The sequence below is a fragment of the Alloalcanivorax sp. C16-1 genome (assembly GCF_046507805.1).
Classification (GTDB): Bacteria; Pseudomonadota; Gammaproteobacteria; order Pseudomonadales; family Alcanivoracaceae; genus Alloalcanivorax.
Genome location: NZ_JBKFTK010000008.1, coordinates 13674 through 37336, shown reverse-complemented (window position 1 = coordinate 37336; position 23663 = coordinate 13674). Strand labels below are relative to the sequence as shown.

Here is a 23663-nt window from a genome sequence, read left to right as displayed (position 1 = left end):
TCGTGAGAGGGTTTCTCAATCTTGCCCTTCAAATCGTTCGGCTCTTAAAAGCACTACACAAACGAAAAAAATAGAGGTGTGAATGAACCTCCTTGCCAGTGACTGGATAGCATTCAAGACCGGTGATGGGCGAGTCATCTATCGCCCACCTTCTGCAATTGCGGACAAGGACATCGTTGACCTGGCCCTGCCGCGTGCCGACTTCCAGGGTGCCGCCTACCAATGGCTGATTGGCCTGCTGCAAACCGCCTTGCCCCCCAAACACCACGTTGACTGGCTGGAACACCTGACGCATCAGCCGGATCAGAAAGCTCTGGAAGAGGCCTTTGCCCCTTTTCTGCCGGCCTTTGAGTTGGATGGTGACGGTCCGCGTTTTATGCAGGACCTGGACCCGCTGGACGACGCCAAGCCTTCGCCGGTGGCCGGGTTGCTGATCGACGCGCCGGGTGCCAACGGCATCAAGAACAATACCGACTTCTTCGTGAAGCGCGGCGGCACCGAGGTGATGTGCCCGGATTGCGCGGCCATGGCCTTGTTCACCATGCAGATCAATGCGCCGTCCGGTGGCGCTGGCTACCGGGTCGGTCTGCGGGGCGGCGGCCCCCTGACCACGCTGATTCTTCCCGAGGCGGGCGACGCCAGTCTTTGGCAGCGGCTGTGGCTGAACGTGATGCCGACATCGGTGTTCGACCGTGACGGGCAGGCCTGTGCGGCGCCCTCGGCGGAGGATGGCACTCTATTCCCCTGGGTGGCGCCCACGCGGGAAAGCAAAGCCAAGAACACCGAGGTCTTTCCGGAGCAGATGCATCCGTTGCATCCGTACTGGGCGATGCCGAGGCGCTTTCGCCTGATGGTGGAAGACCAGCCCTGCCGCTGCGATCTGTGTGGCCGTGAGGCGCAGCGAAGCGTGCGCGAGGTGAGGGCCAAGAATTACGGCGCCAACTATGCCGGGCCCTGGCTGCACCCGCTCACCCCCTATCGCACGGACCCGAAGAAACCCCAGGAGCCGCCGTTGTCCAGCAAGGGCCAGCCCGGGGGGATCGGCTACCGCAACTGGTCTTATCTGGTGCTGCCCGATCCGTCCAATACCGGTGCGTTGCCGGCGAAGGTAGTCCGTGATTTTCTCGGCGCCAAGTATCAAACCAGTACGCATGAAAGGGCCTGGGGACAGGAAGTGGAGGCGCTTCTAACGCGGCCCCGGCTGTGGGTGTTCGGCTATGACATGGACAACATGAAGGCCCGCTGCTGGTACGGCACGGAAATGCCGCTGGTGGTACTGCCGGAAGCTCAGCAGGACGCCTTTCGCTCGGCGGTGCAGCAATTTACGGAGTTGAGCCGCCAAGTCGCCTGGCACACGCGGAGGCAGATCCTGAGCGCGTGGTTCGAGCGTCCTGGCGATGCGAAGGGCGATACCTCGTATATCGAGGCGCAATTTTACGAGGACACCGAAGGAGCCTTTTTCCAGGCGCTGGAAAACATCAAGGTGACCCTGGTCGAACAGGTCCATGAAGCCGACCTGGCCGACCCCGCCAATCTTTGGTTCCGCGCCTTGCGCTCTGAGTCGCTGGCGCTGTTCGAAGACAAAGTGCTGAACGCAGCCCAGGAGGCCCTTAACTGGAAGCGCGCTGTGTCCGCCAGGGCGTGGCTGCTGACGGTGCTGAGTGGTCAGGGAAAAGGTGCCAAACCGATTAAGCAGTTTGCAGATTACTACGATGTTGCTTTGACGCGGAGCAAAAGCGACACCACCAAGCGGGAGGAAACCGCATGAGCGATACGGAGCTTGAAAACGCACAGAAGAAGGACTCGCGGATTGAGCGCTGTAGCGTTCTGTCTCATCAAGAAGCATGGGCGGTGCGTGACTGGTGGCAGCGGCTGACCCTGCCCCCCGAGATGCTCAAGAAGATCGGTTCCCGTCCAGGTTGGTCAAAAGGTGTGCGCGCCGAATTACGCCGTTGCGACCGCCCGGAAGCCGCTCTGCTCACCGAAGGCTTTCGGCATCTCTGGGGGGAGGTGGGCAGTAATGACACCCCAAAGGATCAACTCTATGTCTGGGCCGGGGTCGCCATGGTCTTGGCGGAACTGCGCGACGAGCAACCCGGCGTTACCTTGGCGTCCGAAGCGGGCAAACAAAAAGGCGAGGTCAACAAGCCGCGCATGAGCGAACTGCGCTTTCAGCAACTGATGGAATGCCATTCGTTCGAGGAATTGCTGACGCGGCTCCGGCGGGCGCTGGCGCTGGTGGACAAAAAGGGCGTCAGCGCGGTGTCCCTGGCCGAGGATATTCTTCAATGGTGGAAAGAAAACGAGAGCCCCTGGCGCCCCGAGCGGCCCACGCAGGGGGTGGCGTTCCGCTGGGCCAACGACTATTTCCGCCAGGTGGCGGGCTACCGCACGAACAACGACTGAATTCACTGATTATAAATAGGGATGTGTCATGACTCATTTTATTCAAGTGCATCTGCTGACGTCCTACCCGCCGGCCAACCTCAACCGGGACGACCTGGGGCGCCCGAAGACGGCGATGATGGGGGGCAGAAAGCGGCTGCGGGTTTCGTCTCAGAGCCTCAAGCGCACTTGGCGCACGTCGGAATTGTTTGAGGAGGCGTTGGGGGAGCATTGCGGTAAGCGCACCAAGAAAATCGGCGTCAATGCGGCGGCGGACCTGATCGCCAAGGGCGTCGATGAAAAGAAAGCCAAGGAGTGGGCCGTCCAAATCGCTGAGACCTTTGCTGCTGTGGAGAAGGGCAAGCTGGAAACCGGACAGCTTGTGCACATTGGCCCCGAAGAGCAGGCCGCGGTGGACCATCTGGTCGCTATCCTGGCCGAAGAGAACCGCGCCCCGGAAAAAGCCGAACTGCAATCGCTGCGACACCGTACCAGCGCCGTGGACGTGGCCCTGTTTGGCCGCATGCTGGCGGAGCATCAGGACTCCAGCGTGGACGCCTCCTGCCAGGTGGCACACGCCATCACCGTGCATGCCGCCGAGGTCGAGGACGATTATTTCACCGCCGTGGACGACCTGAACACCGGTGAGGAGCACCGTGGCGCCGCCCATGTGGGTGATGCCGGCTTTGGGGCGGGTTTGTTTTACTCCTATATCTGCATTGACCGCCAGATGCTCGAGAAAAATCTGGATGGCGATCGAGAGCTGGCGGACCGCGCCATTGCCGCGCTGCTGGAAGCCGCCGTGCGCACCTCGCCCAAGGGCAAGCAGAACAGCTTTGGCTCCCGGGCCCACGCCAGCTATGTGCTGGTGGAAGCCGGCGATCAGCAGCCCCGCTCCCTGTCGGTGTCCTTCCTGAAGCCGGTGAGCGGTGACAATCAGGCGCTGGACGCCATCCAGCGCCTCGAACGCCAAGTGAGTGCTTTCGACGGTGCCTATGGTGCCGGCGCCGACCGCCGCTTCGTACTGTCCGCCGAGCCGGATTACCCGGGCGCGCCGGAGGGCACGACGTCCGGCGATCTGGGTTCGCTGATCGAGTTTCTGAAAGCGGATCGCTAGGGGGCGCCATGAGCGAGTATCTTGTGTTCCGCCTGTACGCGCCGCTGGCCAGCTGGGGCGAAGCGGCGGTGGGCGAGACGCGCCCCTCGGGGACCTGCCCGGGCCGAGGCGCCTTGCTGGGCCTGCTGGGCGCCGCCCTCGGGCTGCGCCGTGACGATGCGGAAGGGCAGGCGGCGCTGTTCGGCGGCTTTCGCGTGGCGGTGAAGCAATACCGCGCCGGTACCTTGCTGAGCGATTATCACACCGCCCAAGTGCCCGCCTCGCAATCAAAGGTCCTCTATCGCACCCGCCGTGACGAACTCAATGCGCCTCAAAAGGTGATCCATACCATTCTCTCCAGCCGCCAGTATCGCTGCGACGGGCTGTGGACGGTGGCGGTACAGACGACTCCGGCTGCGCGGCAGGACCTGGCCGCCCTCCGAGAGGCCCTGTTGAAGCCTGTTTTTCCCCTGTACCTCGGCCGCCGGGCCTGCCCGCTGGCGGCGCCATTGGCGCCGGAGGTGATGGAGTGCGAGACCTTGAAGGTGGCCCTTGATCACGAGTTCGAGCCATTGATGCCCGGCCAGCAAAGCTGGCTACGGCCGGACTCTGCCTGCCTCTATGTGTGGGAGGGAGCGGTCACCGACCTGGACGGTGACGACCGGCACGTCGAGAGCAACGACGTGTGGGATGACCCGCTCAACCGCGACCGCTGGCAGTTCGGCCCGCGCAAGGCATTTCGCCGATACCAATACGCCCAGGAGGTGGCTTGATGCATCTCTCACGCGTTCGTGTTGATCTCAATGGCCTTAGCCGCAATGAACTGTTCGCGGTGATGGGCGGTGAGCCTTACGGTACCCATCAACTGCTCTGGCGGCTGTTTCCCGATTACACCGGTCTGCGGCCTTTTCTGTTCCGCCAGGAAATCGAGGACGGCGCCGACGGCGAAGGCCGCTGCAAAGGCTTGCCGCTGTTTTATCTGCTCTCCGAACAAACACCGGTGGCGATACCCGGCTTTTTGGATGTGGAAAGCAAACCGTTCGCGCCGCGCCTGGACGCCGGTGAGACGTTGGCGTTCCGACTGCGCGCCAACCCCACCGTGGCGCGCCGGGTCGACGGCCAGAAGCACTCCGTTCGCAGCGATGTTCTGATGCATGCCAAAGCGGCGTTCGCACCGGACCAGCGCGCCAGCCAGGAATGCAAGGACGCCATGGACGCCGCCGCGCGGCAGTGGCTGGCCGGGCAGGGCGAGAAGAATGGCTTCGTCCTCGAAGAGCAGCCGGAGGTCAGCGGTTATCGGCAACACAGCCTTGGGCGCAAAAGGCAGGGTAAGCCAATTCAGTTCTCCGGCGTGGATTACACCGGCACGTTGGAGGTGATCGATGCACAGGCCTTCATGGCGTCGTTGGCCCAGGGCCTGGGCCGTTCCAAAGCGTTCGGCTTCGGCATGATGATGATACGGCGTGCCTGACCATGGCCTTCGTGCCGCTCAAACCGATCCCGATCAAGGACCGTGTCTCCATGATGTTCGTTGCCTACGGTCGCATTGACGTAAAAGACGGCGCCTTCGTGGTGGTCGATGAGGTCAATGGCGAGCGCATGCACATTCCCGTGGGATCGGTGGCGTGCATCATGCTGGAGCCCGGCACTCGGGTCTCTCACGCAGCGGTAAAGCTGGCGGCGGTGACCGGTACTTTATTGATCTGGGTTGGCGAGGCCGGCGTGCGCTTGTACGCCAGCGGCCAGCCCGGTGGGGCTCGCTCCGACAAGCTGCTTTATCAGGCCAAGCTGGCCCTGGACCCGGACCTGCGGCTCAAGGTCGTGCGCCGTATGTTCGAGCAGCGGTTCGGGGAGCCGGCGCCGGAGCGACGCAGCGTGGACCAACTGCGGGGTATCGAGGGCGCGCGTGTACGCAAAATCTACGAGCTGATGGCCAAGCAATACGGCGTTACCTGGAAGGGGCGCCGCTATGACCCCAAGGAATGGGACAAATCCGATGTGGTCAACCAGTGTCTCAGCGCCGCCACTGCTTGTCTGTATGGCGTCACTGAAGCGGCGGTGCTGGCCGCCGGGTACGCGCCGGCGGTCGGCTTTGTACACTCAGGGAAGCCGCTGTCGTTCGTGTACGACATAGCGGACCTGTTTAAGTTTGACACCGTTGTTCCCGTGGCCTTTCGCATCGCTGCCAGCAAACCCGTGGCACCAGACCGTGCCGTGCGCGTCGCCTGCCGCGACGTCTTCCGGCAAAGCAAGTTGCTCAAGCGCATTATACCGGCCATCGAAGACGTTCTGGCCGCTGGTGGTATAGAACCACCCCCGCCCCCGGAGGACAGCCAGCCACCCGCCATACCCGAACCCCAATCCCTCGCCGACAGCGGCCACCGGAGCCAGGGATGAGCATGTTGGTGGTGGTCACCGAGAATGTTCCGCCGCGATTGCGAGGCCGCCTTGCCGTCTGGCTGCTGGAAATCCGCGCCGGCGTCTACGTCGGCGACGTCAGCAAACGCATCCGTGAAATGATCTGGGAACAGGCCAAGGAACTGGTGGAGGAGGGCAACGTGGCCTTCTGCTGGGCCACCAACACCGAATCCGGCTTCGATTTTCAGACCTGTGGCCAGAACCGGCGTATCCCCGTGGACCATGACGGCCTGCGGCTGGTCTCTTTTCTGCCCGTGGACGACTCATCCACCCCCTGATTTCTCCCTCCTTATAGCGAGCAAATTTTGATCGATTTGACCGGTGGATTTTGTCCGCCTGATTTTTTCCATAGAGATCAGTAAGATACGTTTAGAGTGTTCCCCGCAGGCGCGGGGATGAACCGCTGGCCGTCGTTATCCACACCCAGGATCACGTGTGTTCCCCGCAGGCGCGGGGATGAACCGACCGCCGACATGGTCGACAGCGCGCCCGAGATGTGTTCCCCGCAGGCGCGGGGATGAACCGTCCGGTGGCGGCTCGGAAAAATCGGCCGCAGCGTGTTCCCCGCAGGCGCGGGGATGAACCGGTGCCTGTCACGTCGAGGCCGGCGGCGCCCTTGGTGTTCCCCGCAGGCGCGGGGATGAACCGCTTTCTCAGCTCATCTCGCTCGCTGACTTGCCGTGTTCCCCGCAGGCGCGGGGATGAACCGCTGACCGACCGCGCCATCGAGCTGATCACCAAGTGTTCCCCGCAGGCGCGGGGATGAACCGGTCGCGGCGCAGGCCGGGGCGTTCATGCTGGGGTGTTCCCCGCAGGCGCGGGGATGAACCGCTACCAACACAAAAGTAACCCATTTCATTGAGCGTGTTCCCCGCAGGCGCGGGGATGAACCGCCGGATGGGCGCCGGCACCCCGGAGTACCTGTGTGTTCCCCGCAGGCGCGGGGATGAACCGGATTCGTAAAGGCCGCCTACCAGAACTCCATCGTGTTCCCCGCAGGCGCGGGGATGAACCGAGATCCGGGCCGAGGCTGAGTCGATGATGCTGGTGTTCCCCGCAGGCGCGGGGATGAACCGGCGGATGGCATCACGGCGCGCAGTCCCATCATGTGTTCCCCGCAGGCGCGGGGATGAACCGCCCACTTTACTGGCGTCGTAGTTCGCCAGGCCGTGTTCCCCGCAGGCGCGGGGATGAACCGCGTTCCACCGGTCATTGATCCGGTAGTCCCGGGTGTTCCCCGCAGGCGCGGGGATGAACCGGCTCGGTACCAGCGGTACCGCGAGTTCGGCGAGTGTTCCCCGCAGGCGCGGGGATGAACCGCGGCAACCAATCGGCAGGGCCCAGGTTCAGTGGTGTTCCCCGCAGGCGCGGGGATGAACCGTTCTCGGCCCGGTTGTCGCCGGTAAACGGATTGTGTTCCCCGCAGGCGCGGGGATGAACCGCAGCATCGGACGCTGGCGAAGCTGCGCGCCCTGTGTTCCCCGCAGGCGCGGGGATGAACCGGTCATCTGGTTTTCGTTGAAGTCGCCGGCAATGTGTTCCCCGCAGGCGCGGGGATGAACCGCGACAGCCTCGACCTGCTAGCCGAGCTTTACAAGTGTTCCCCGCAGGCGCGGGGATGAACCGTCTTTCACTGAGCACTGCGTCATTATATCTGCGCCATCGGGTCGGACCCGGGCAGCCCCCTGTCCCGCGAGGCTTTAGCGTGAAACAGAATGTCCCTGGGCGCCTTAGAATACAACTTGCCCGCCCGAATTACGCCGCTAAGCGCTCCAACTGCTCTCTTACTCAGCCGTTGCGGCCCGGGAAAAGCCAATCTAACGCTCTCTACGGCAGCCTGCGAAGCAAAAAACACGGTCGTATCAGTAGTTTCCCCGGGTCCGACCCGATGGGTTTTTTCTGGCACCGACATGCAAGTCGTGGCCTGGCGTCTAACCCAGGAATGAGCGTCGAGCCAGAGCGAGGCCCTGATCCGCCTCTTTGATCAGCGCCTCGGGAACCCCGTATTCCTCGCTGAGCGCCGGCCAGAGCGTCACTGCTTCGATGACCTGGTCGATGATTCGGTCACGGGCCTGTCTTGAGACCCCCGCTCTTTTGGCGATAGCCTCCAGGTCCGCGCGGGTTATGCCGTCGGCTTTCCCATTGATGGTCATTTGGTGCTCGCTTGTGAAGTCGCCGGCGGGATTGAAAGCAAAGGTTACGTCGTAGGCTGGAGACAGGCGCCACTGGCCAGCCTTATCCATGAGAAAAGAGGTATTCTTGGTGTGATCGTCGCGATTCATCGCGAGGACGTTAAAAACAAGTCGCCTGAACTGCTCCTGCGCGGCCGCCCGTCCCAGCCCCAGCATTTCCATATCAAGGAACAGTTCGTCGTAACTGACGCTGCCGGGCGTGTTGTAGTCGTAATGTCCCAGGGCGCAAAGGGATTGCATGAATATCTTGTCTCCGACCCTCTCTCCCGGCCCGGTGGGCGAGTGAGCCCGGTCAAATCGCCGGGTCAGGAAGTGCCGGCGTCCGTTTTCCTCCATTAGCCGGCATTCGGCCATCTCCATGCCTGCTTCCCGGGCCATCAAGTAATACACGTATTCGCGGGCGCAGTACCCCTGAGGATCGAATCCTTCCTTATCCTGGTTCTCCGTGATGCCGTCCAACTTCAGGATCCAGTGGCCAAATCCTTCGCCGAGGTCCAGCTGCCCGGACCTGACCTCGCCGGTTTTTTCATTCCACGCGATGATGGCCTTGGCGCGGGCACCGCCCACGGAGGTGCCAACCTGAAGGATTTGCTGCATGGCCGCCTCGTCGATCTCCTCGTCGAGCCTTGCCGACGACGCCCCTCTGTCGGAGAGGACCTTGTTTGAGAGCCTGACGAGTTCCTCCACGGCGATAGGCGCGTCGGTGGCGGCCCGGGGCCCGCTGGCGGGCGTGTATTCCAGCGCCCCCATCCCACGTCGGCCCACGTAGCATAGGCGCTCCACGGGATTGAAGCTGTTGGGCTTGCGTCCCTGGCGAGCCAACCAGGCGTTGATGAGCTGGTTTCCGAATCGATCCGGAAGAGAATCCGCCAGCATCCCGGGAAGCCCCTTGAAGGTCTCTTCGTTCAGGCCGGGAAAACCGTAGACTCGCGGACTTTTTGGCATCTTCAGCGGAGCCAGCTCGAAGGGGGTGTCCAGAAACTCAGGCGTATACTGGAACTCGCCCACCTTCTTCTCGGGGTTCCACGCCAACGCGCCGATCTCCATTCCCCAGAGACTGACGCCGGCGACATCCACCTCGGCCATCATCGGTCCTCCGGCCAAACGAAGGTGCCTTCGGGGGGAGTTGGATTATTGGCCCTTGAGCGGACAGTTTTCCCCGGGCCGTTCCCACCGGTTGGTCTAACCCGGACCCTGGCGGTCTGCCGCTTTTTCCCGCGCAGAAGATCCAGGGGCGTGGCCTCTGGCATGCTGATCACGCTGTCCAGGTCGCCCAGCAGCCCTAGCGCGTCAGCTACTCGGAGGAACTCCGCCAGTCCGACATTGCGCCCGTTTTCAATCTTGGTGAGGGTGGTTCGAGACACCTTCGCCTTGTCCGCCAGGTCTGACTGGGTCAGCTTTTCCTGCACGCGTCGGTGTTTTAAGCGAGTCCCCAGCTCTTCATGAAGGGCTTCGCCTGCGAGGTCGGTCAGTTTGGGCATGGGGTCTCCTTGGCGGGTGCAGGCTTGAAGTGTCCGGCAAAGCGCTTGAACCAGGCTCCTTGGGCGGCAATCGTGCGTGAGACTCGATATGCATGCCGTGTGCGGAAGAGAGGTCTAGGTTGCCGTACTCCGCCTCCATTCCGTCCCATTCAGTGTATTGGGCATGTCGGATATTGCAATCTAATGAATGTGAAAGCGATCATTATATTAATTTAATAGGTTTAATGCGTCTTTTAACGGTCGCAAAAAGAAGGCGATCCAACACAGTGCTTCCGTTCATTTTTGATTGTAAATGCCAACAATACCAGAATTTTCTTCTTTTATGACTGCTTTCGCAATCATTATGATTTTCGGGCCGGGCCCTGTGCGGCTTTAGCCCGATAGGCGTGCCACCCGCTCCGCCAACGCCAGGGCGGCGGTGAGGCCGGGGGATTCGATGCCGAGCAGGTTGGTCAGGCCGTCCAGGCCATGACTCCGGTGGTCCTGGATCAGAAAGTCCGGGTGGGGTTGGCCGTGGAGCATCAGTTTGGGGCGCACGCCGGCGTAGTCCGGGTGCAGGGCGCCGGCGGGGAGCGCCGGCCAGTAGCGGCGTACCGCGATTTCGAAGGCGGCGCGGCGGGTGTCGTCGACCCGGTAGTCCGGGTGCTCCACCCATTCCACGTCCGGGCCGAAGCGGGCCTGGCCGGCCAGGTCCACGGTGAGGTGCACGCCCAGGCCGTGGGCTTCGGGGAGCGGGTAGATGAGCCGGTCCGTGGGGCTGGGGCCGGCGAGGCGGAAGTAGTTGCCCTTGGCGAAGCGCTGGGTGGGGCGTTGGGCGTCGGGGAAGCCGTGCATCCGTTCGATCAGGGGCACGGCGCCCAGGCCGGCGGCGTTGATCAGGCGGTCGGTGCGCAGGGCGAAACGTTCGTCGCCGGCCTCCACCCGCAGATCGAAGCGGCCGGGGGCGCAGTCGATGTGGGTGACGCGATGGCGCGGGCAGAGCAGGGCGCCGTGGTCTTCCGCGTCGCGGGCCAGGGCGGCCATCAGGCCGTGGCTGTCGACGATGCCGCTGTGGGCGGAGTGCAGGGCGGCGGTGCCGCGCAGCCAGGGTTCCTCGCGGGCCAGTTGGCGGCCGCTGATCGGGGTCAGGCCGGCGGCGCCGGCGGCGCGGGCGTTGTCGTGTAGCCGTTGCAGGGCATCGGACTGATTCGCGCCGGCCACGATCAGTTTGCCGCAGCGGCGGTGGTCGATGCCGCGGGCGGCGCAGTAGTCGTAGAGCAGGGCGTTGCCGCGCAGGCAGCTTTCCGCTTTGAGCGAGCCGGGCGGGTAGTAGAGCCCGGCGTGGATCACCTCGCTGTTGCGCGACGACAGGTGTTCGCCGAAGTGGGCTTCGTTCTCCAGCACGACCACCGGGTCGCCGGCCTGGGCCAGGGCGCGGGCCACCGCCAGGCCCACCACGCCGGCGCCCACCACCACGGTGCCGACGCGCTCCATCAGGGCGCCGCGTCGCCCTTCGTCGCCCGGCTCTGGCGGTCGCGGATGGCGTTGTCGTAGAACAGGTAGCGGGAGGTTTCGTAGAAGCCGCGCGCCAGATCGAACAGGTGCTGGAAGGTGTCCGGGTCCGCGTCGGAGCGATCCCGTTCCGGGTCGTCGCTGTAGAGCTTGTGCAGGCTGGCGGCTTCACCGTCGTGGTTGAGGCGCGCCATATGGTTGGCGGTGACCGCGCCGATTTGTGGCCGCGGGCCTTCGCGCAGCACCACGAAGGCGGTGCGGTCGCCCTCCGGCGCCGGCTGCTGGATGTCCCGGCCCAGGGTGGTGTTGTCGTACTCCAGGCCGATCAGGCCGGCCACCGTGGGCATCACGTCGATCAGGCTCACCGCTTCGCGGATACGGCGCGGTTCCAGCAGCTTGGGGGCGTAGATCATGTGCGGCACATGGTGGCTTTCCAGGCGCAGAGCTTCCTGGAAGCGCGGCATGTGCGGCAGGGTGGTGATGCGGTTGTTGTGGTCGCCGAAGAACACGAACAGGGTGTTGTCGAAGTAGTCGCTCTGCCGGGCCATGTCCATGAAGCGGCCCACGTTGTAGTCGAGCAGGCGCACCGCGTTGTACTGGGCGGCGTTCTTGAAGCCATTGCCGTTCAGTTGCTCCTCGCTGAGGTCGTCGCGCACCTGGAAGTCGTCGTTGTTCGGCGGAATGGTGAAGGGCCGGTGGTTGCCGGCGGTCTGGATAAAGGCGAAGAACGGCTGGTCGTCGGGAATGGCGTCGAGGATGGCGTGGGATTCCTTGAACAGGGCCAGGTCGGAAATGCCCCATACGTCCACGTTGGGGCTTTGCCAGTCGCCTTCCTCGTACAGTTCCAGGCCGTCGATGCTGCGGGTGAGCAGACCCTCCAGGTTGGCCCAGCCGGCGTTGCCGCCGACCATGTAGAGCTTCCGGTAGCCGTCCAGCTGATCGACGATCATGCGCTGGTGGCCGATCAGCGGATTGCGGCTGGCGGTTTCTTCCGGGGCCACGTCGGGGATGCCGGTGAGAAATGCCCAGATGCTTTTCGCGGTGCCGGTGACCGGCACGTAGAAGTGCTCGAAGAACCAGCCGCCCTCGGCGATGCGGTCCAGGTTCGGGGTCGGGTCGAAGGGGGTGCCGTAGGCACCCACCCGGCTGGCGCCCAGGGATTCCAGCATCACCACCACGATATTGGGTGGCCGGTCGGTGTCCAGGCGGTGGGGTTGCACGGTGACGTGGCGGCGGTAGTTCAGGTCGCCGCGGCGGTCGGCGGGCAGCGCCAGGAAGTCCGCCATCATCGGGTAATAGCGGCGCACCGCCTCCAGGTCGTAGGGCTCGGTCTCCAGCTGGCTGGTGTCGTAGAAGAACAGCACCGGGTTCAGCCCCAGCGCCGCCACCGCTTTGTCGCCGGACACGAAGGCGTCGCTCCAGCGCAGCGGCACCGGGTTCTCCCAGTTGATGTCGGTGGCCCGGCCCAGCAGGCCGAAGGCCAGCACCAGCACCACCACCACGCCACCGGCCCACAGGGAACGGGTGCGGATGGGCGGCTTATCGCGCAGCAGGAAGCGCGACGACAGGCGCGCGAACAGCCAGACCATCAGCGCGCTCAGGGCCAGCCAGCCCAGGGTGATCCACACCACCGGGTAGCTCTCCCAGACCATCTGCGTGGACATGCGGGTGTCCTGCAAAAACCGCAGGGCGGTGATGTTGAGCCGGTCGCCCAGGTACACGTAGTGGCCGAAATCCAGAATGTAGGTGAGCAGCAGCAGCAGGGTGGCCAGGCCCAGGTACACCAGCGCCAGGCCGCGCACCGCCCGGGAACGGACCAGGTTGAAGCGTGGCAGCCAGGCCAGCACCGCCAGTGGCAGCACCATCAACAGAGTGAGCCGCAGATCGAAGCGCAGCCCCACGCCCAGGGCCTGCCAGACCTGGCCGGGGGAGGCGGTGACGGTGTCGCCCACTTCGGAGAAAAACAGATAGAACGCGGCGCGCAGCAGCACCATCAGAATCAACAGCGCCGCCGCGCAGGCGGTCAGAAAACGAAGCCGGCGGGAATGCCACCACCCCATCATGCGCGTGCCTCCAGAAAAACGTGGTTCGGTGTCGACAAGCCGCCCATCCTACCGGCCGGGCCGACCGCCGTCATCGCGCCGTGCCCGGCACGGCGGCTAACGGTTACCGACCGGGCCGGGGCGGCGGGGGTTCCCGGAATTTCCCTTGGTGGCGCCGGGAGTGCGATCATCAGCGTTCCGAACCCATGCCGAGTCCATCATGGTGCTGAGCGAAACCCGGGCGGATACCACGGTGATCACCCTGCGGCCCCACCTGTCCGCCGATTGGCGCCAGGTGAAGCGCTTCATGGCGCTGATCGCGGCGGTGGTGTTCGTGGTGGCCGCCGCCTGGAGCGCGGCCGGCATCTGGCTGGCGTTGCCGTTCGCCGGCTTCGAGGTAGGGCTGCTGTGTTATCTGATGCATCGGGTGTGCTTCCGGCTCAGCTATCTGTACCAGCGCATCACCATCGAGCCGGGCCGGGTGCTGATCGAGCAGGGCGTGCGCGGCCCGCCGCGCCGTCGCTGGGAGCTGAGCCGGCCGGACGCCCATCTGCACGTGATCCTGCCGGCCCGTTCCGTGGACCTGATGCGCCTGACCCTGCGCGACGACCGGAACGGTCTGGAGGTGGGGGCCTTCCTGCACGCGGACGCCCGGGAGCAAGCCCGCCGGGCGCTGCGCGACGCCGGCCTGATGGAAACCTCGGACCGCTGGTGGCAGACCGCCGGCCCCTGAACCCGCTTGATAACCACCCTGACCCGATAACCACGATGCTGGGAACCGCCATGAAATACATCTTCGAAGTCCGCATGAAGGACGGTTACACCGTGGAGGAGTACGCCGAGGCCTGGATCGAGGCCAGCCGCGTGATCCAGCAGACCCCCGGCGCCCGGGGCACCGACCTGCACCGCAAGATCGGCGAGCCGGACACCCTGCTGGCCATCGCCCATTGGGATTCCAAGGCGCACCGGGACGCCAAGGACGACAGCCGCAGCGCCCGGGTCAAGGCGATTCTGGAAAAGCACGCGCGCACCTGCGAGATCACGCCGCTGGGCGAGTTCGAGGAGCCGGAGTGGCGGGTGCCGCCGCAACCGGGCAGTGGCAATGACGAGAGCGGTAATGATCTTTGACGCGGGCCGCCGCGCGGCGGCGTTGGCGTTGACGGTAACGCTGTCGCTGGCCGGCTGTGATTACAGCGACGCGCCCCAGGGGGCGCCGCTGCGGGCCCTGGCCGCCGAGCCGGAGACCTACCAGGGCAGCCTGGTGGCCACCATCGGGGTGGTGCGGGGCTTCGACGAGCCGGAGCATTACTGGATCGAGGACGAGGCGCTTAACCGGGTGGCGCTGATGCCATTGGACACGGCCCGGAACCACCTGGGAGAGCGGGTCCAGGTGGTGGGCACCTTCCATTACGAGGCGGGCCGGGGACGCTGGCTGGAGATTCGCAGCCTCGGGCCGCTTTGATCGTGGATCGCGACTGAAGTCGCTCCTACATAGGGGGCCACCGTAGGAGCGGCTTTAGCCGCGATCCACCGTCGCTGGGGTTATTCCACCTCGAACCGCAGACCGGCGTGCTCGGTGAGCCGCCGGATCAGCTTGTCGCCCATCGCCGGCGCGGTGGTCCAGATGCCGCCGCCGGTGTCGGTGGCGTCGCGCAGCAGGCACAGGGCGCTCTCGCTGATCATCCGCGAGGTGGAGCCGTAGCCCGGGTCCTTGTCGCCGGACACGCTCACCGCCAGGTGTTCGCCCTGGTCGTTGCCGCCCAGGAACAGCACATCGTAGAAGCCGTTTTCCCGTTCTTCCTTGCTCGGACCCTCGCCGGGTTTGGGGGCGTCCTCGCCGGCCAGGGAGCGGTCCTGGGCCACTGCCTCGGCGGTGGCCTTGCCCTTGTCGCCGTCGCCGGTGAGGATCATCTCGTCATAGGTGAAGTCCTCGCCGTAGGCGTGGCCGAGCAGGAAGTTGGAGCGGTGCACGTTGCGGGTGTTGATGGCGGCCATGATGAACGGCGCCGCCCAGGTGCCCAGGGCGTCGTCGTATTCCGGTTTGGCCGCCGGCGGCTGGGCCGGCCCGCTGAAGCCCGGGGTCAGCGCGAACGGGTCCACCAGCAGATCGCGGATCGCCGGGTCCTTGGCCGCCGCCAGGGTGGCCTTCAGGCTGGCGGCGGTGCCGCCGGAGAAGGTGCCCTTCATCTTGCGCACCCGGCCCTTGACCCGGGTCATCGGCGCCAGGCCTTTCTCCTTCGCCTGTTGCTGCAGGAACAACACGCCCAGATCGAAGGGAATGGAATCGAACCCGCAGGAGAACACGATGCGCGCGCCGCTCTGTTTGGCGGTGTCGCCGTAGCGGTCGATCATCTGCCGCATCCAGGCCGGCTCGCCGCACAGGTCCACGTAGTCGGTGCCCGCTTCCGCGCAGGCTTTCACCAGCGGCTCGCCGTACAGCTGGTAGGGGCCCACGGTGGTCAGCACCAGCCGGGTGCGCTCGGCCAGGGCCTTGAGGGTCTCCGGCCGGTCCGCGTCGGCGGTGACCACCGGCACGCTGTCACGGATGCCCATTTCCGCGCGCACCGCCTCCAGTTTTTCGGCGTTGCGGCCGGCCAGCGCCCAGTTCAGGTCGCCGCCGTAGGTTTGATCCAGGTATTCCGCCACCAGCCGGCCGGTGAAGCCGCTGGCGCCGTACACGATCAGATCGAACTCTCTTCCGTTGCTCATGATCGGTTGTCCGTTCCGTTGCCAATGATGGGCTCACTATAGACCCCGGAGCGGCCCTCCGTGCAGGGTCGCGAACGGCCTTTTGATGGTGAAGGTGGCCGCCATCCCCTGACATCTATTTGAAATCCCGTGAGCGCACCACCAGCTCGTCCAGGGCGTCCCGGGCATCGGCCAGCTGCCCGGCCATCAGGTGCACGATGCGCTCCGGGCTGATCTCCACGGTGCCGGTGACGATCACCAGCGGGCTTTTCAGCAGGGTCTGCCGATAGCGCTCCTGAATCGAGGTCCAGACCACCACATTGGTGTTGCCGGTTTCGTCCTCCAGGGTCATGAACAGGGTGCCCTTGGCGGAACCGGGGCGCTGGCGGTTGGTGACCAGGCCCGCCACCCGCACCAGCTGGCCGGGCCGGGCGCGCTTCAGGTCCCGGGCCCGGTAGCAGCGCTTGAAGCGGGGCAGGTGGCGCACCAGGGCCATGGGGTGGCGGCCCAGGGTCACGCCCAGGTGGCGGTAGTCCTCGATCAGTGAGGTGTGTTCCGAGGGCGCGTCCAGGTAGACGCCGTCATGATCGTCGCGCACGCCCTGGCCGCCGAGCAGCGGCCGCCGGGCCTCCAGGCCCTGCACGTCCCAGTGGGCCTGGTGGCGGTGGCCGCTGAGGCCGCGCAGGGCGTTGCCGGCCACCAGAGCCTCGCGCTCGCGGCTGCCCAGGGCGGCGCGCTCGCACAGGTCGCGCACGCCACGGAACGGCGCCTGGTCGCGGGCCGTCACCAGCCGCCCGGCGGCTTCTTCATTGAAGCCCTTGATCTGGCGCAGCCCCAGCCGCAGAGCCGGTTGCACCCCCAGCTTCTGCCGGTGGGTGTCCTCCAGGGTATGGTCCCAGTGGCTGTGACGCACGTCCGGCGGTCGCGTTTCCAGGCCGTGGCGGCGGGCGTCCTGCAGCAGCTGGGAGGGCGAGTAGAACCCCATGGGCAGGCTGTTGAGCAGCCCGCAGAAGAAGGCGCTGGTGTGGTGGCGCTTGAGCCAGGCGGACACGTACACCAGCAGGGCGAAGCTGGCGGCGTGGGACTCCGGAAAGCCGTAGCCGCCGAAGCCCTTCATCTGCTCGAACAGGCGGCGCGCGTAGTCGCCGCTGTAGCCGTTGGCGCGCATGCCCTCGATCACTTTGTGCTCGAACTGCATCAGCTCGCCGCTCTTGCCCCAGCGCGCCATGGCGCGGCGCAGCCGGTCCGCCTCGCCGCCGGAAAAGCCGGCGGCCACCATCACCAGCTGGATCACCTGTTCCTGGAAGATCGGCACCCCGTAGGTGCGCTCCAGCACGCCTTTGACCTTTTCGTCCGGGTAGTCCTCTTCCTCCAGGCCGTCCCGGCGGCGCAGATAGGGGTGCACCATGTCGCCCTGGATCGGGCCCGGGCGCACGATCGCCACCTCCACCACCAGATCGTAGAAGCGTCGGGGGCGCAGGCGCGGCAGCATGTTCATCTGCGCCCGGGATTCCACCTGGAACACGCCCACGCTGTCGCCCTGGCAGAGCATCTCATAGGTGGCCTCGTCGCCGGCGGGGATGTCCTGCATGGTCAGCGGGCGCCCCCGATAGCGGCCCACCAGGTCCAGGGTCTTGCGGATCGCCGTGAGCATGCCGAGGGCCAGCACGTCCACCTTCATCAGCCCCAGGGATTCCAGGTCGTCCTTGTCCCACTGGATCAGGGTGCGGTCGGGCATGGCGGCGTTTTCCACCGGCACCAGGGTGTGCACCGGGTCGCGGGTGATCACGAAGCCGCCCACGTGCTGGGACAGATGGCGGGGGAAACCGACCATCTCCTGGACCAGTTCCCGGTAGTGGCGGCCCAGGGTGGAGCCACCCAGGCCCAGTTCCTGGAAGCGCTCCACCAGGGAATCCGGCCGGTCCCACCAGGCCATGTTGCCGCTGAGCCGCTCGACCACATCCTGGTCCACGCCCAGGGCCCGGCCCACGTCGCGCACCGCCGAGCGGGTCCGGTAGCGGATCACGGTGGCGGCCAGGGCGGCCCGGTCGCGGCCGTACTTGCGGTACAGGTACTGCATCACCTCCTCGCGGCGCTCGTGCTCGAAGTCCACGTCGATGTCCGGCGGCTCGTCCCGCTCCTGGGAGATAAAACGTTCGAACAGCAACTGGCTGCGGCCCGGGTCCACCTCGGTGACCCCCAGGCAATAGCACACCGCGGAGTTGGCGGCGGAGCCGCGACCCTGGCAGAGAATGCCCTGGCTGCGCGCGAAGGCGACGATGTCGTGCACGGTAAGAAAATAATGGGCGTAGCGGAGCGCGCGGATCAGCCCCAGTTCCTTGTCGATCAGGGCGCGCACCGGCTCCGGCACGCCCTCCGGATAGCGGGCCTCGGCGCCCTGGTGGGCGAGGGCGGCCAGGTACTGGTCCGCGTCCTGGCCCGGCGGCACCACCTCCTCCGGGTACTGGTAGCGGATTTCGTCCATGCCGAATTGGCACTGATCGGCGATCCAGGCGGCTTCCTCCAGCAGCGCCGCCGGGTAAATCTCCGCCAGCCGCGCCGGCGCGCGCAGATGGCGCTGGTCATTGCGAAAGCGGCGGTCGCCGAGCCGCTGCACGGTGGTATTGAGCCGCAGGGCGGTGAACACCTCCTGCAGACGCTGCCGTTCCGGCACGTGGTAATGCACGTCGTTGCTGGCGGTCATGGCCAGCCCGTGGCGCCGGGCCAGATCGTGCAGCGCGCGGTAGCGCAGGGCGTCGTTGCCTTCCTGGAGCAGCTCGCAGGCCAGCCACAGCCGCTCGCCGAAGTGCTCGCGCAGCAGCGGCGCATGGACCTCGTCGCGCTCGTCGCCGGCGGGCAGCCACAGGCACAGGGCGTGGCGCTCGATGCGCGCCAGATCCCGCCAATGCAGCTGGTAGTGGCCCTTGGGGGCGCGCCGCCGGCCCTGGGTGATCAGGGTGGCGATCTCCCCGTAGGCCTGCCGGTCCCGGGCCAGTAGCACCAGACGCAGCGGGCCCCGTTCCTGGTCGAGGCGAAAATGACTGCCGACGATCATCTTGAAATTCAGTGTCTTACCGTCATTTTTGCAAGCGGTTTCGAGGTCTTTCCAGGCCTGCCAGGCGCGCGCCACCCCGGCCAGGGAGCCGTCGTCGGTGATCGCCAGTGCCCGGTAGCCCAGCGCATGGGCCCGGGCCACCAGCTCCTCCGGATGGCTGGCCCCGGTCAGAAAGGTGAAGGCGGAGGTGCAATGGAGTTCGGCGAACGACATCAGAAGAACCCCTGCAACCACCACCCCTCATCCCGCTCGTCCTGAAACACCCAACAACACAATCCGTCCGGGTGATGGGCCACGTGGTAGCGGCGGGCGGCCTGGTCGTGCCAGGGCTGGCTGAAATGTTCCTCCTGGGGAAACAGGCTCAGGGGCCGGTCCCGCCAATGGGGCACGCTGTCGCGCACCGCAAGGGGGCGCGGCGGGTCCAGCAGCCACAGGGGACGGTCCTCCGGCGGGGCCGGCGTGTCCGGCGGCGGCGCGGGGCGCGCGGCTTTCTCGAAGGGTGGCCGGCCCCGTTCGGTTTCCTCGGGCAGGTGACCCGGTGCCCGGTCCGGCCGGTACAGGCGCAGGGCCGGTTCGGTGGCCAGCTTTTCCAGCAGCCCGGACAGCGGCGCCCGCGCCCCCGGGTCCGGGAACAGATCCGCCAGGCCCGGGTTGCGCGGGCGCGGCCGGCCGCCGTCCAGGCCCAGGCCCAGCACCGGGGCGTCCAGCACCTGGTGTTCCAGGCGCCGGCGGGTCAGGTCCAGCCAGGTGGCGGCGTCGTGGCCGGCCTGGGCGCGCCGCACCACCAGGGTGTCCCGGTGGCCGTTGTTCAGGTGCAGATGCCAGCGAATCGCGGTGAGGCTCTCCTGGTGGCGTTCCAGGTCGGCGCTCAGCCGTGCCAGCAGTTCGCTCATGGGGGCGTGCAGGTGGTCGAGGCGGTCCAGCGGGTCGTCGAAGTCCAGCCGTTCGCGGAACGGCCGGGGCGGCGGCAACGGCCGGCGCGGGTCCGGTTTTTCCCCCAGCAGCCGCTGCAGCCAGTCCAGGAAACCGGCGCCGAAGCGTTTGCCCAGGGCCGCCCGGGGCAGCGGATAAAGATCGCCCAGGGTGCGGAACCCGGGCGCCCGCAACCGCTCACGCAGGCGCGGCTCCAGGTCCAGGCCGTCCAGATCCAACTGCGCCAGCCAGGCCTGGAACCGGGCCGCCTCCGGCACCGTTTCCAGGGGCGGCGGGTCGTTGAGGTGCCAGGCGGCCAGCGGCGTCGGCCCCAGGCCCAGGCGGGTGGTCAGCGGGCAGTGCAGGCGGTAGCGGTCCACCCGCGCCATCAGCCCCTGAAACCCGCCGTGGAGTTTCAGGCAGCTGCCCACCTCCAGCAGCAGGCTGGCCGGCGGCGCCGCGCACACCTGGGGGGTGAGCGCGAGAAGCTGCTGGCCCTGACGCCACAGGGCCGCTTCCCGGGCGCCGTCGTCCGCCTCCAGCACCTCCAGGTCCTCGCACAGGGCACGGGCGGTGGCCAGCCGCAGGCCGTCCTCCACGCCGGCGGCGCGGGCCGCCCCGTTGGCCAGCTGTATCCGGTGCTGGTGCACCAGCACCCGGGGCCGCTCCACCGGGCCGTCTCCGGCCTCCAGGGCCAGCAGGGGGAAATGCAGGGCCAGCCACAGCGGGGTCATGAGGTCTCTCTCATGGGTACGGCTTTCATGGACGCAATTCGGGCGGTGGCGGCGCCGGCAAGCGTAGCGAGGGGGGCGCCAGGGTGGGACGCGGGCGCCGGGTCAGGGCCGGCAGGCTGACGGTGGCCGGCGGCGCCCGGCGCAGGTGCTCGGGCAGCACCGACAGATGGCACTGGTCCCCCGGCCGCCCGCCGGGCTGTTTGTGCACGGTCACCGTCAGCTCGCCGGGGGCCGGGCAGTCCAGGGCCAGCCGCAGCGGCGCCGGGCTGGGCTGGCGCGCCGCCCGCCGTGGCCGGGCCAGCACCAGCAGGCAGCGTCCCTGCTGGGCGCCCAGGTGCAGCCGCCGCAGGGTGCCGGTGGGCAGGGCGCCGCCCGGGGCCCACAGCAGCAGCAGGCTGAGCGCGTCGCTGGCGGCCGCTTCGTAGCAGGCGCGCAGCAGCCCGTCCCGCTCGCCGCGCAGCACCAGAAGTTGCGCCAGCGGCACCCCGGCCCGGGCCAGGGTGTCGGCGCTGGGCCGCTCCGGGGGGTTGGCGATCAGCCGCGCGCCGGGCTCGTCGGCGGCCAGCAGCGGCAGCACCAGATGCAGCAGGGGCGGGCAGGGCAGCGGGCACAGCAGCTCCACCAGGCCGTGGCGGGGCCAGCCGCCCAGGCTCAGCAGCCGGTCCAGGGCGGCAAAGCCGGTGGGCCGGCCGCCGTGGGCGGCGCCGTCGGAGTCGCGCCCCCACCAGGTGTCCCGGCGGGCGAGCAGTTGTTGCAGAGAGGCGGAGGACATCAGGAAAGACACTCGGATACTGTACATAAGGACAGTATCCGAGATGGCTTCCGCCTGCAAGGTGAAGGCTTGTGGCCATGTCCCCCACGGTCAATCCGTCCTGTGCGGGTAAACATATTGTATTCCCCGGGGCGGTTGAGTAGCTTCGAAGGCCTGTTTCCGAGCGCCGAGAGACCCATGACACCACAACACAGCGCCCGCCGTGTCACCGCCGTCTGGCAGCGTGGCCTGAGCCGGCGTCGCTTTCTCACCTGGGCCCTGGCCGGCACCGCCGGGGTGGCGGCGGTGGCCGCCGGTGGTTTCGCTTTGCTGCGCCGCTCGCCGCTGGACGAGCAGGCCAAACCCGCCTGGGCCGGGGGGCTGAGCCGTCAGGAATACCATCTGTTCGACCGGGCGCGGGTGGCGCTGCTGCCCACCGAGGGCACGAATCTGCCGGACACCGGGCAGGTGCCGGTGGTGGCCAATGTGCAAAACATGCTGGGCTACATGGCGCCGCCGTTGCGCGACCAGCTGGCCACCGGGCTGGGGCTGTTCGACAACGCGGCGGTGGTGTTCCACGGTCGCCGCTTCGTGGACCTGGACCCGGCCACCGCCCGGGACTATTTCGATGCCTGGAGCCGGGGCAACGCGATCCAGCGCACCCTGGCCACGGTGATCAAGCAGCTGGTGTACAGCGCCTATTGGAGCGACCCGGCCACCTGGCCGCCCATCGAGTTCGACGGGCCGGTGTCCGAGCAGTGGGGGCTGGCCTATCTGGGTAACGCGCCCCTTCCTGATGACGCGCCCGGCAAAGAGCGCACGGAGGAAAACGCATGACGGCAACGCAGAACGGCCAGCCGGTTCAGGCCTCCGGTCTGGCGGTGACCCGGGCCGAGGACGTGCGCGAATCCCGGCTGACCCTGGACGCGGACGTGGTGATCGTCGGCTCCGGCGCCGGCGGCGCGGTGACCGGCTACGAGCTGGCCCGGCGCGGCAAGAAGGTGGTGATCCTGGAAGCGGGCCCGTACATCCCTTCCAAGGACTTTACCGAACGCTTCACCCACAGCCTGGAAACCCTCTACCAGGACCACGGTGGCCAGACCAACAAAAGCGGTGATCTGCTGGTGCTGCAGGGCGCCTGCGTGGGCGGCTCCACGGTGGTCAACGGCTGTGTGTGCTTCCGCACGCCGGATTTTATTCTTGAAGACTGGCGGCGGGACTTCGGGCTGTCGGATCTCACCACCGAGGAAATGACACCGTACTTCGAACGGGTGGAGCGCAACCTGGCGATCCATGAAAACGGCGAACACGAAATCGCCCGCCATGGTCGGCTGATCCGCGCCGGCGCGCACAAGCTGGGCTGGTCGGTGAAGCCGTTCAAACGCAATATCCGCGACTGCGCGCTCACCGGCCACTGCCTGTCCGGCTGCAAGACCGAGCGCAAGCAGTCCATGCTGGTCAGCTATCTGCCCTGGGCCAGCGCCCACGGGGCGCGCATCTTCGCCGACACCCGGGTCACCGAGGTGCTGGCGGAGAACGGCCGGGCCCGCGGCGTGCGTGCCGAGGTGACCGGCCACGACGGCGTCAAGGTGGCGGATCTGACGGTCAACGCGGAGCGCGTGATCCTGGCCGCCGGCGCGGTGCAGACGCCGCTGCTGCTGCTGAAAAGCGGCCTGGCCAACAGCTCCGGGCAGGTGGGCCGCAACTTCGCCTGCCACCCGTCCCTGTACGTGTCCGCCCGCTACCCGGAACCGGTGCATCCCTGGCGGGGCGCCATGCTGGGGGTCTACGTGGACGAATTCCTGCACCCGGACAAGGGCGGCTTCGTGCTGGAGGACGGCGGCGCCGGCCCGGTGGAACTGAGCATGACCGCCGAGCCGGGCAGCGGCGAACCGTTCATGACGTTCATGCGCGACAGCAAGTACCTGGCCGGGCTGGTGACCCTGATCCACGACCACAACGTGGGCACCATCCGCTGGGAAGACGGCCGCAAGGTGATCGACTACCAGCTCGACAACGCCGACTTCCCGTCCATGAAACGGGCCCTCAAGGCCGCCGCCCGGCTGCATCTGGCGTCCGGCGCCGAGGAAGTCTATGTGCCCTCCAGCGACCGCCGGGTGATCCGCTCGGAAGCGGACATCGACCGCGCCGTGGACGGCCTGGAAAACGCCCCACAGCACCTGCGCATGGTCAGCTACCACCCCCAGGGCAGCACCCGCATGGGCGCCGACCCGGCCACCAGCGTGGTCAACGGCGACGGCCAATGCCACGACGTGGAGGGGCTCTACATCGCCGACGCCGGCTTGCTGCCGACCTCGATCATCGTCAACCCGCAGGTGACGGTGTATGCGCTGGCCACGCGGATCGCGGAAAGGATGGTCGGTAACGGTTGATCGCGACTGAAGTCGCGATTCATCG

20 protein-coding genes and 1 CRISPR repeat array are annotated in these 23663 nt (G+C 66.7%); of the genes, 12 read left to right on the top strand and 8 right to left on the bottom strand.

The annotated features are described in order from the left end of the window. Window positions 1–82 precede the first annotated feature (82 nt). Genes casA through cas2e form a run of 7 tightly spaced genes read left to right on the top strand, consistent with a single transcriptional unit; the run spans window position 83 to window position 6177 of the window. Window positions 83–1768: a type I-E CRISPR-associated protein Cse1/CasA gene (casA, locus tag ACLD0W_RS17415; RefSeq protein ID WP_410308719.1), complete on the top strand. Its 1686-nt coding sequence runs from the start codon at window positions 83–85 to the stop codon at window positions 1766–1768. Further along, the gene (gene casB / locus ACLD0W_RS17410; RefSeq protein ID WP_410308718.1) at window positions 1765–2406 is read left to right on the top strand and encodes a type I-E CRISPR-associated protein Cse2/CasB; all 642 of its coding nucleotides are present in this window, start codon (window positions 1765–1767) and stop codon (window positions 2404–2406) included. Before casA ends, casB begins: the two co-directional genes overlap by 4 nt. A 28-nt stretch (window positions 2407–2434) precedes the next feature. Further along, the gene (gene cas7e / locus ACLD0W_RS17405) at window positions 2435–3502 is read left to right on the top strand and encodes a type I-E CRISPR-associated protein Cas7/Cse4/CasC (RefSeq protein WP_410308717.1); all 1068 of its coding nucleotides are present in this window, start codon (window positions 2435–2437) and stop codon (window positions 3500–3502) included. An 8-nt stretch (window positions 3503–3510) separates the two neighbouring features. Beyond that, window positions 3511–4254 carry a type I-E CRISPR-associated protein Cas5/CasD gene (gene cas5e, locus ACLD0W_RS17400; protein ID WP_410308716.1) on the top strand — a complete coding sequence of 248 codons (744 nt, stop codon included), beginning with the start codon at window positions 3511–3513 and terminating at the stop codon, window positions 4252–4254. Continuing rightward, entirely contained in the window at window positions 4254–4952 is a 699-nt protein-coding gene (cas6e, locus tag ACLD0W_RS17395; RefSeq protein ID WP_410308715.1) for a type I-E CRISPR-associated protein Cas6/Cse3/CasE, read from the top strand. Before cas5e ends, cas6e begins: the two co-directional genes overlap by 1 nt. Window positions 4953–4954: 2 nt before the next feature. Continuing rightward, the gene (gene cas1e / locus ACLD0W_RS17390) at window positions 4955–5878 is read left to right on the top strand and encodes a type I-E CRISPR-associated endonuclease Cas1e (RefSeq protein ID WP_410308714.1); all 924 of its coding nucleotides are present in this window, start codon (window positions 4955–4957) and stop codon (window positions 5876–5878) included. Continuing rightward, window positions 5875–6177, top strand: coding sequence for a type I-E CRISPR-associated endoribonuclease Cas2e (cas2e, locus tag ACLD0W_RS17385; protein WP_228234019.1), 303 nt, complete (start codon window positions 5875–5877; stop codon window positions 6175–6177). The genes cas1e and cas2e overlap by 4 nt, the downstream gene beginning before the upstream one ends. Before the next feature lie 96 nt (window positions 6178–6273). After that, a CRISPR array of direct repeats spans window positions 6274–7525; the repeat unit is 29 nt; unit sequence GTGTTCCCCGCAGGCGCGGGGATGAACCG. 305 nt (window positions 7526–7830) lie between these two features. On the opposite strand, the gene ACLD0W_RS17380 is transcribed toward cas2e, so the two are convergent. The 4 genes from ACLD0W_RS17380 to ACLD0W_RS17365 form a co-directional block, all read right to left on the bottom strand. Continuing rightward, entirely contained in the window at window positions 7831–9177 is a 1347-nt protein-coding gene (locus tag ACLD0W_RS17380; RefSeq protein ID WP_410308713.1) for a type II toxin-antitoxin system HipA family toxin, read from the bottom strand. Further along, a complete protein-coding gene (locus ACLD0W_RS17375; RefSeq protein ID WP_410308712.1) occupies window positions 9177–9572 on the bottom strand; it encodes a helix-turn-helix domain-containing protein in 396 nt (131 codons plus the stop codon). Before ACLD0W_RS17375 ends, ACLD0W_RS17380 begins: the two co-directional genes overlap by 1 nt. 372 nt (window positions 9573–9944) lie before the next feature. After that, window positions 9945–11045: an NAD(P)/FAD-dependent oxidoreductase gene (locus ACLD0W_RS17370; protein ID WP_410308711.1), complete on the bottom strand. Its 1101-nt coding sequence runs from the start codon at window positions 11043–11045 to the stop codon at window positions 9945–9947. After that, window positions 11045–13126 (bottom strand): LTA synthase family protein, encoded by a 2082-nt coding sequence (locus ACLD0W_RS17365; RefSeq protein WP_410308710.1) that lies wholly within the window; start codon window positions 13124–13126, stop codon window positions 11045–11047. The genes ACLD0W_RS17370 and ACLD0W_RS17365 overlap by 1 nt, the downstream gene beginning before the upstream one ends. Window positions 13127–13325: 199 nt before the next feature. Between ACLD0W_RS17365 and ACLD0W_RS17360 the strand changes: the two genes are divergently transcribed. From ACLD0W_RS17360 to ACLD0W_RS17350, 3 genes are read left to right on the top strand one after another with little or no spacing between them, the layout of a single operon-like run. Beyond that, on the top strand, window positions 13326–13838 hold the full coding sequence (locus tag ACLD0W_RS17360) for a DUF2244 domain-containing protein (RefSeq protein ID WP_410308709.1): 513 nt from the start codon (window positions 13326–13328) through the stop codon (window positions 13836–13838). Between the two features lie 50 nt (window positions 13839–13888). Then, window positions 13889–14233, top strand: a complete 345-nt coding sequence (locus tag ACLD0W_RS17355; protein ID WP_228234013.1) for an antibiotic biosynthesis monooxygenase family protein — start codon at window positions 13889–13891, stop codon at window positions 14231–14233. Further along, on the top strand, window positions 14223–14567 hold the full coding sequence (locus ACLD0W_RS17350; RefSeq protein ID WP_410308708.1) for a hypothetical protein: 345 nt from the start codon (window positions 14223–14225) through the stop codon (window positions 14565–14567). The genes ACLD0W_RS17355 and ACLD0W_RS17350 overlap by 11 nt, the downstream gene beginning before the upstream one ends. An 80-nt stretch (window positions 14568–14647) precedes the next feature. Here the strand turns inward: ACLD0W_RS17350 and ACLD0W_RS17345 are convergent, their stop codons facing one another. The 4 genes from ACLD0W_RS17345 to ACLD0W_RS17330 form a co-directional block, all read right to left on the bottom strand. Beyond that, window positions 14648–15814 carry a saccharopine dehydrogenase family protein gene (locus ACLD0W_RS17345; protein ID WP_410308707.1) on the bottom strand — a complete coding sequence of 389 codons (1167 nt, stop codon included), beginning with the start codon at window positions 15812–15814 and terminating at the stop codon, window positions 14648–14650. A gap of 115 nt (window positions 15815–15929) precedes the next feature. Continuing rightward, window positions 15930–19061: an error-prone DNA polymerase gene (locus ACLD0W_RS17340; RefSeq protein WP_410308706.1), complete on the bottom strand. Its 3132-nt coding sequence runs from the start codon at window positions 19059–19061 to the stop codon at window positions 15930–15932. Beyond that, window positions 19061–20494 (bottom strand): Y-family DNA polymerase, encoded by a 1434-nt coding sequence (locus ACLD0W_RS17335; RefSeq protein WP_410308705.1) that lies wholly within the window; start codon window positions 20492–20494, stop codon window positions 19061–19063. Before ACLD0W_RS17335 ends, ACLD0W_RS17340 begins: the two co-directional genes overlap by 1 nt. A 25-nt stretch (window positions 20495–20519) precedes the next feature. Further along, the gene (locus ACLD0W_RS17330; protein ID WP_410308704.1) at window positions 20520–21266 is read right to left on the bottom strand and encodes a hypothetical protein; all 747 of its coding nucleotides are present in this window, start codon (window positions 21264–21266) and stop codon (window positions 20520–20522) included. A 177-nt stretch (window positions 21267–21443) separates the two neighbouring features. Between ACLD0W_RS17330 and ACLD0W_RS17325 the strand changes: the two genes are divergently transcribed. Beyond that, window positions 21444–22082 (top strand): gluconate 2-dehydrogenase subunit 3 family protein, encoded by a 639-nt coding sequence (locus ACLD0W_RS17325; protein WP_410308703.1) that lies wholly within the window; start codon window positions 21444–21446, stop codon window positions 22080–22082. Beyond that, window positions 22079–23638: an FAD-dependent oxidoreductase gene (locus tag ACLD0W_RS17320; RefSeq protein ID WP_410308702.1), complete on the top strand. Its 1560-nt coding sequence runs from the start codon at window positions 22079–22081 to the stop codon at window positions 23636–23638. The genes ACLD0W_RS17325 and ACLD0W_RS17320 overlap by 4 nt, the downstream gene beginning before the upstream one ends. Window positions 23639–23663: the final 25 nt, after the last annotated feature.

Excerpts from the sequence above, each read along its gene's own strand:
- casA (WP_410308719.1), top strand. The coding sequence starts at position 83 with ATGAACCTCCTTGCCAGTGACTGGATAGCATTCAAGACCGGTGATGGG.
- casB (WP_410308718.1), top strand. The coding sequence starts at position 1,765 with ATGAGCGATACGGAGCTTGAAAACGCACAGAAGAAGGACTCGCGGATT.
- cas7e (WP_410308717.1), top strand. The coding sequence starts at position 2,435 with ATGACTCATTTTATTCAAGTGCATCTGCTGACGTCCTACCCGCCGGCC.
- cas5e (WP_410308716.1), top strand. The coding sequence starts at position 3,511 with ATGAGCGAGTATCTTGTGTTCCGCCTGTACGCGCCGCTGGCCAGCTGG.
- cas6e (WP_410308715.1), top strand. The coding sequence starts at position 4,254 with ATGCATCTCTCACGCGTTCGTGTTGATCTCAATGGCCTTAGCCGCAAT.
- cas1e (WP_410308714.1), top strand. The coding sequence starts at position 4,955 with ATGGCCTTCGTGCCGCTCAAACCGATCCCGATCAAGGACCGTGTCTCC.
- cas2e (WP_228234019.1), top strand. The coding sequence starts at position 5,875 with ATGAGCATGTTGGTGGTGGTCACCGAGAATGTTCCGCCGCGATTGCGA.
- ACLD0W_RS17380 (WP_410308713.1), bottom strand. The coding sequence starts at position 9,177 with ATGGCCGAGGTGGATGTCGCCGGCGTCAGTCTCTGGGGAATGGAGATC.
- ACLD0W_RS17375 (WP_410308712.1), bottom strand. The coding sequence starts at position 9,572 with ATGCCCAAACTGACCGACCTCGCAGGCGAAGCCCTTCATGAAGAGCTG.
- ACLD0W_RS17370 (WP_410308711.1), bottom strand. The coding sequence starts at position 11,045 with ATGGAGCGCGTCGGCACCGTGGTGGTGGGCGCCGGCGTGGTGGGCCTG.
- ACLD0W_RS17365 (WP_410308710.1), bottom strand. The coding sequence starts at position 13,126 with ATGATGGGGTGGTGGCATTCCCGCCGGCTTCGTTTTCTGACCGCCTGC.
- ACLD0W_RS17360 (WP_410308709.1), top strand. The coding sequence starts at position 13,326 with ATGGTGCTGAGCGAAACCCGGGCGGATACCACGGTGATCACCCTGCGG.
- ACLD0W_RS17355 (WP_228234013.1), top strand. The coding sequence starts at position 13,889 with ATGAAATACATCTTCGAAGTCCGCATGAAGGACGGTTACACCGTGGAG.
- ACLD0W_RS17350 (WP_410308708.1), top strand. The coding sequence starts at position 14,223 with ATGATCTTTGACGCGGGCCGCCGCGCGGCGGCGTTGGCGTTGACGGTA.
- ACLD0W_RS17345 (WP_410308707.1), bottom strand. The coding sequence starts at position 15,814 with ATGAGCAACGGAAGAGAGTTCGATCTGATCGTGTACGGCGCCAGCGGC.
- ACLD0W_RS17340 (WP_410308706.1), bottom strand. The coding sequence starts at position 19,061 with ATGTCGTTCGCCGAACTCCATTGCACCTCCGCCTTCACCTTTCTGACC.
- ACLD0W_RS17335 (WP_410308705.1), bottom strand. The coding sequence starts at position 20,494 with ATGACCCCGCTGTGGCTGGCCCTGCATTTCCCCCTGCTGGCCCTGGAG.
- ACLD0W_RS17330 (WP_410308704.1), bottom strand. The coding sequence starts at position 21,266 with ATGTCCTCCGCCTCTCTGCAACAACTGCTCGCCCGCCGGGACACCTGG.
- ACLD0W_RS17325 (WP_410308703.1), top strand. The coding sequence starts at position 21,444 with ATGACACCACAACACAGCGCCCGCCGTGTCACCGCCGTCTGGCAGCGT.
- ACLD0W_RS17320 (WP_410308702.1), top strand. The coding sequence starts at position 22,079 with ATGACGGCAACGCAGAACGGCCAGCCGGTTCAGGCCTCCGGTCTGGCG.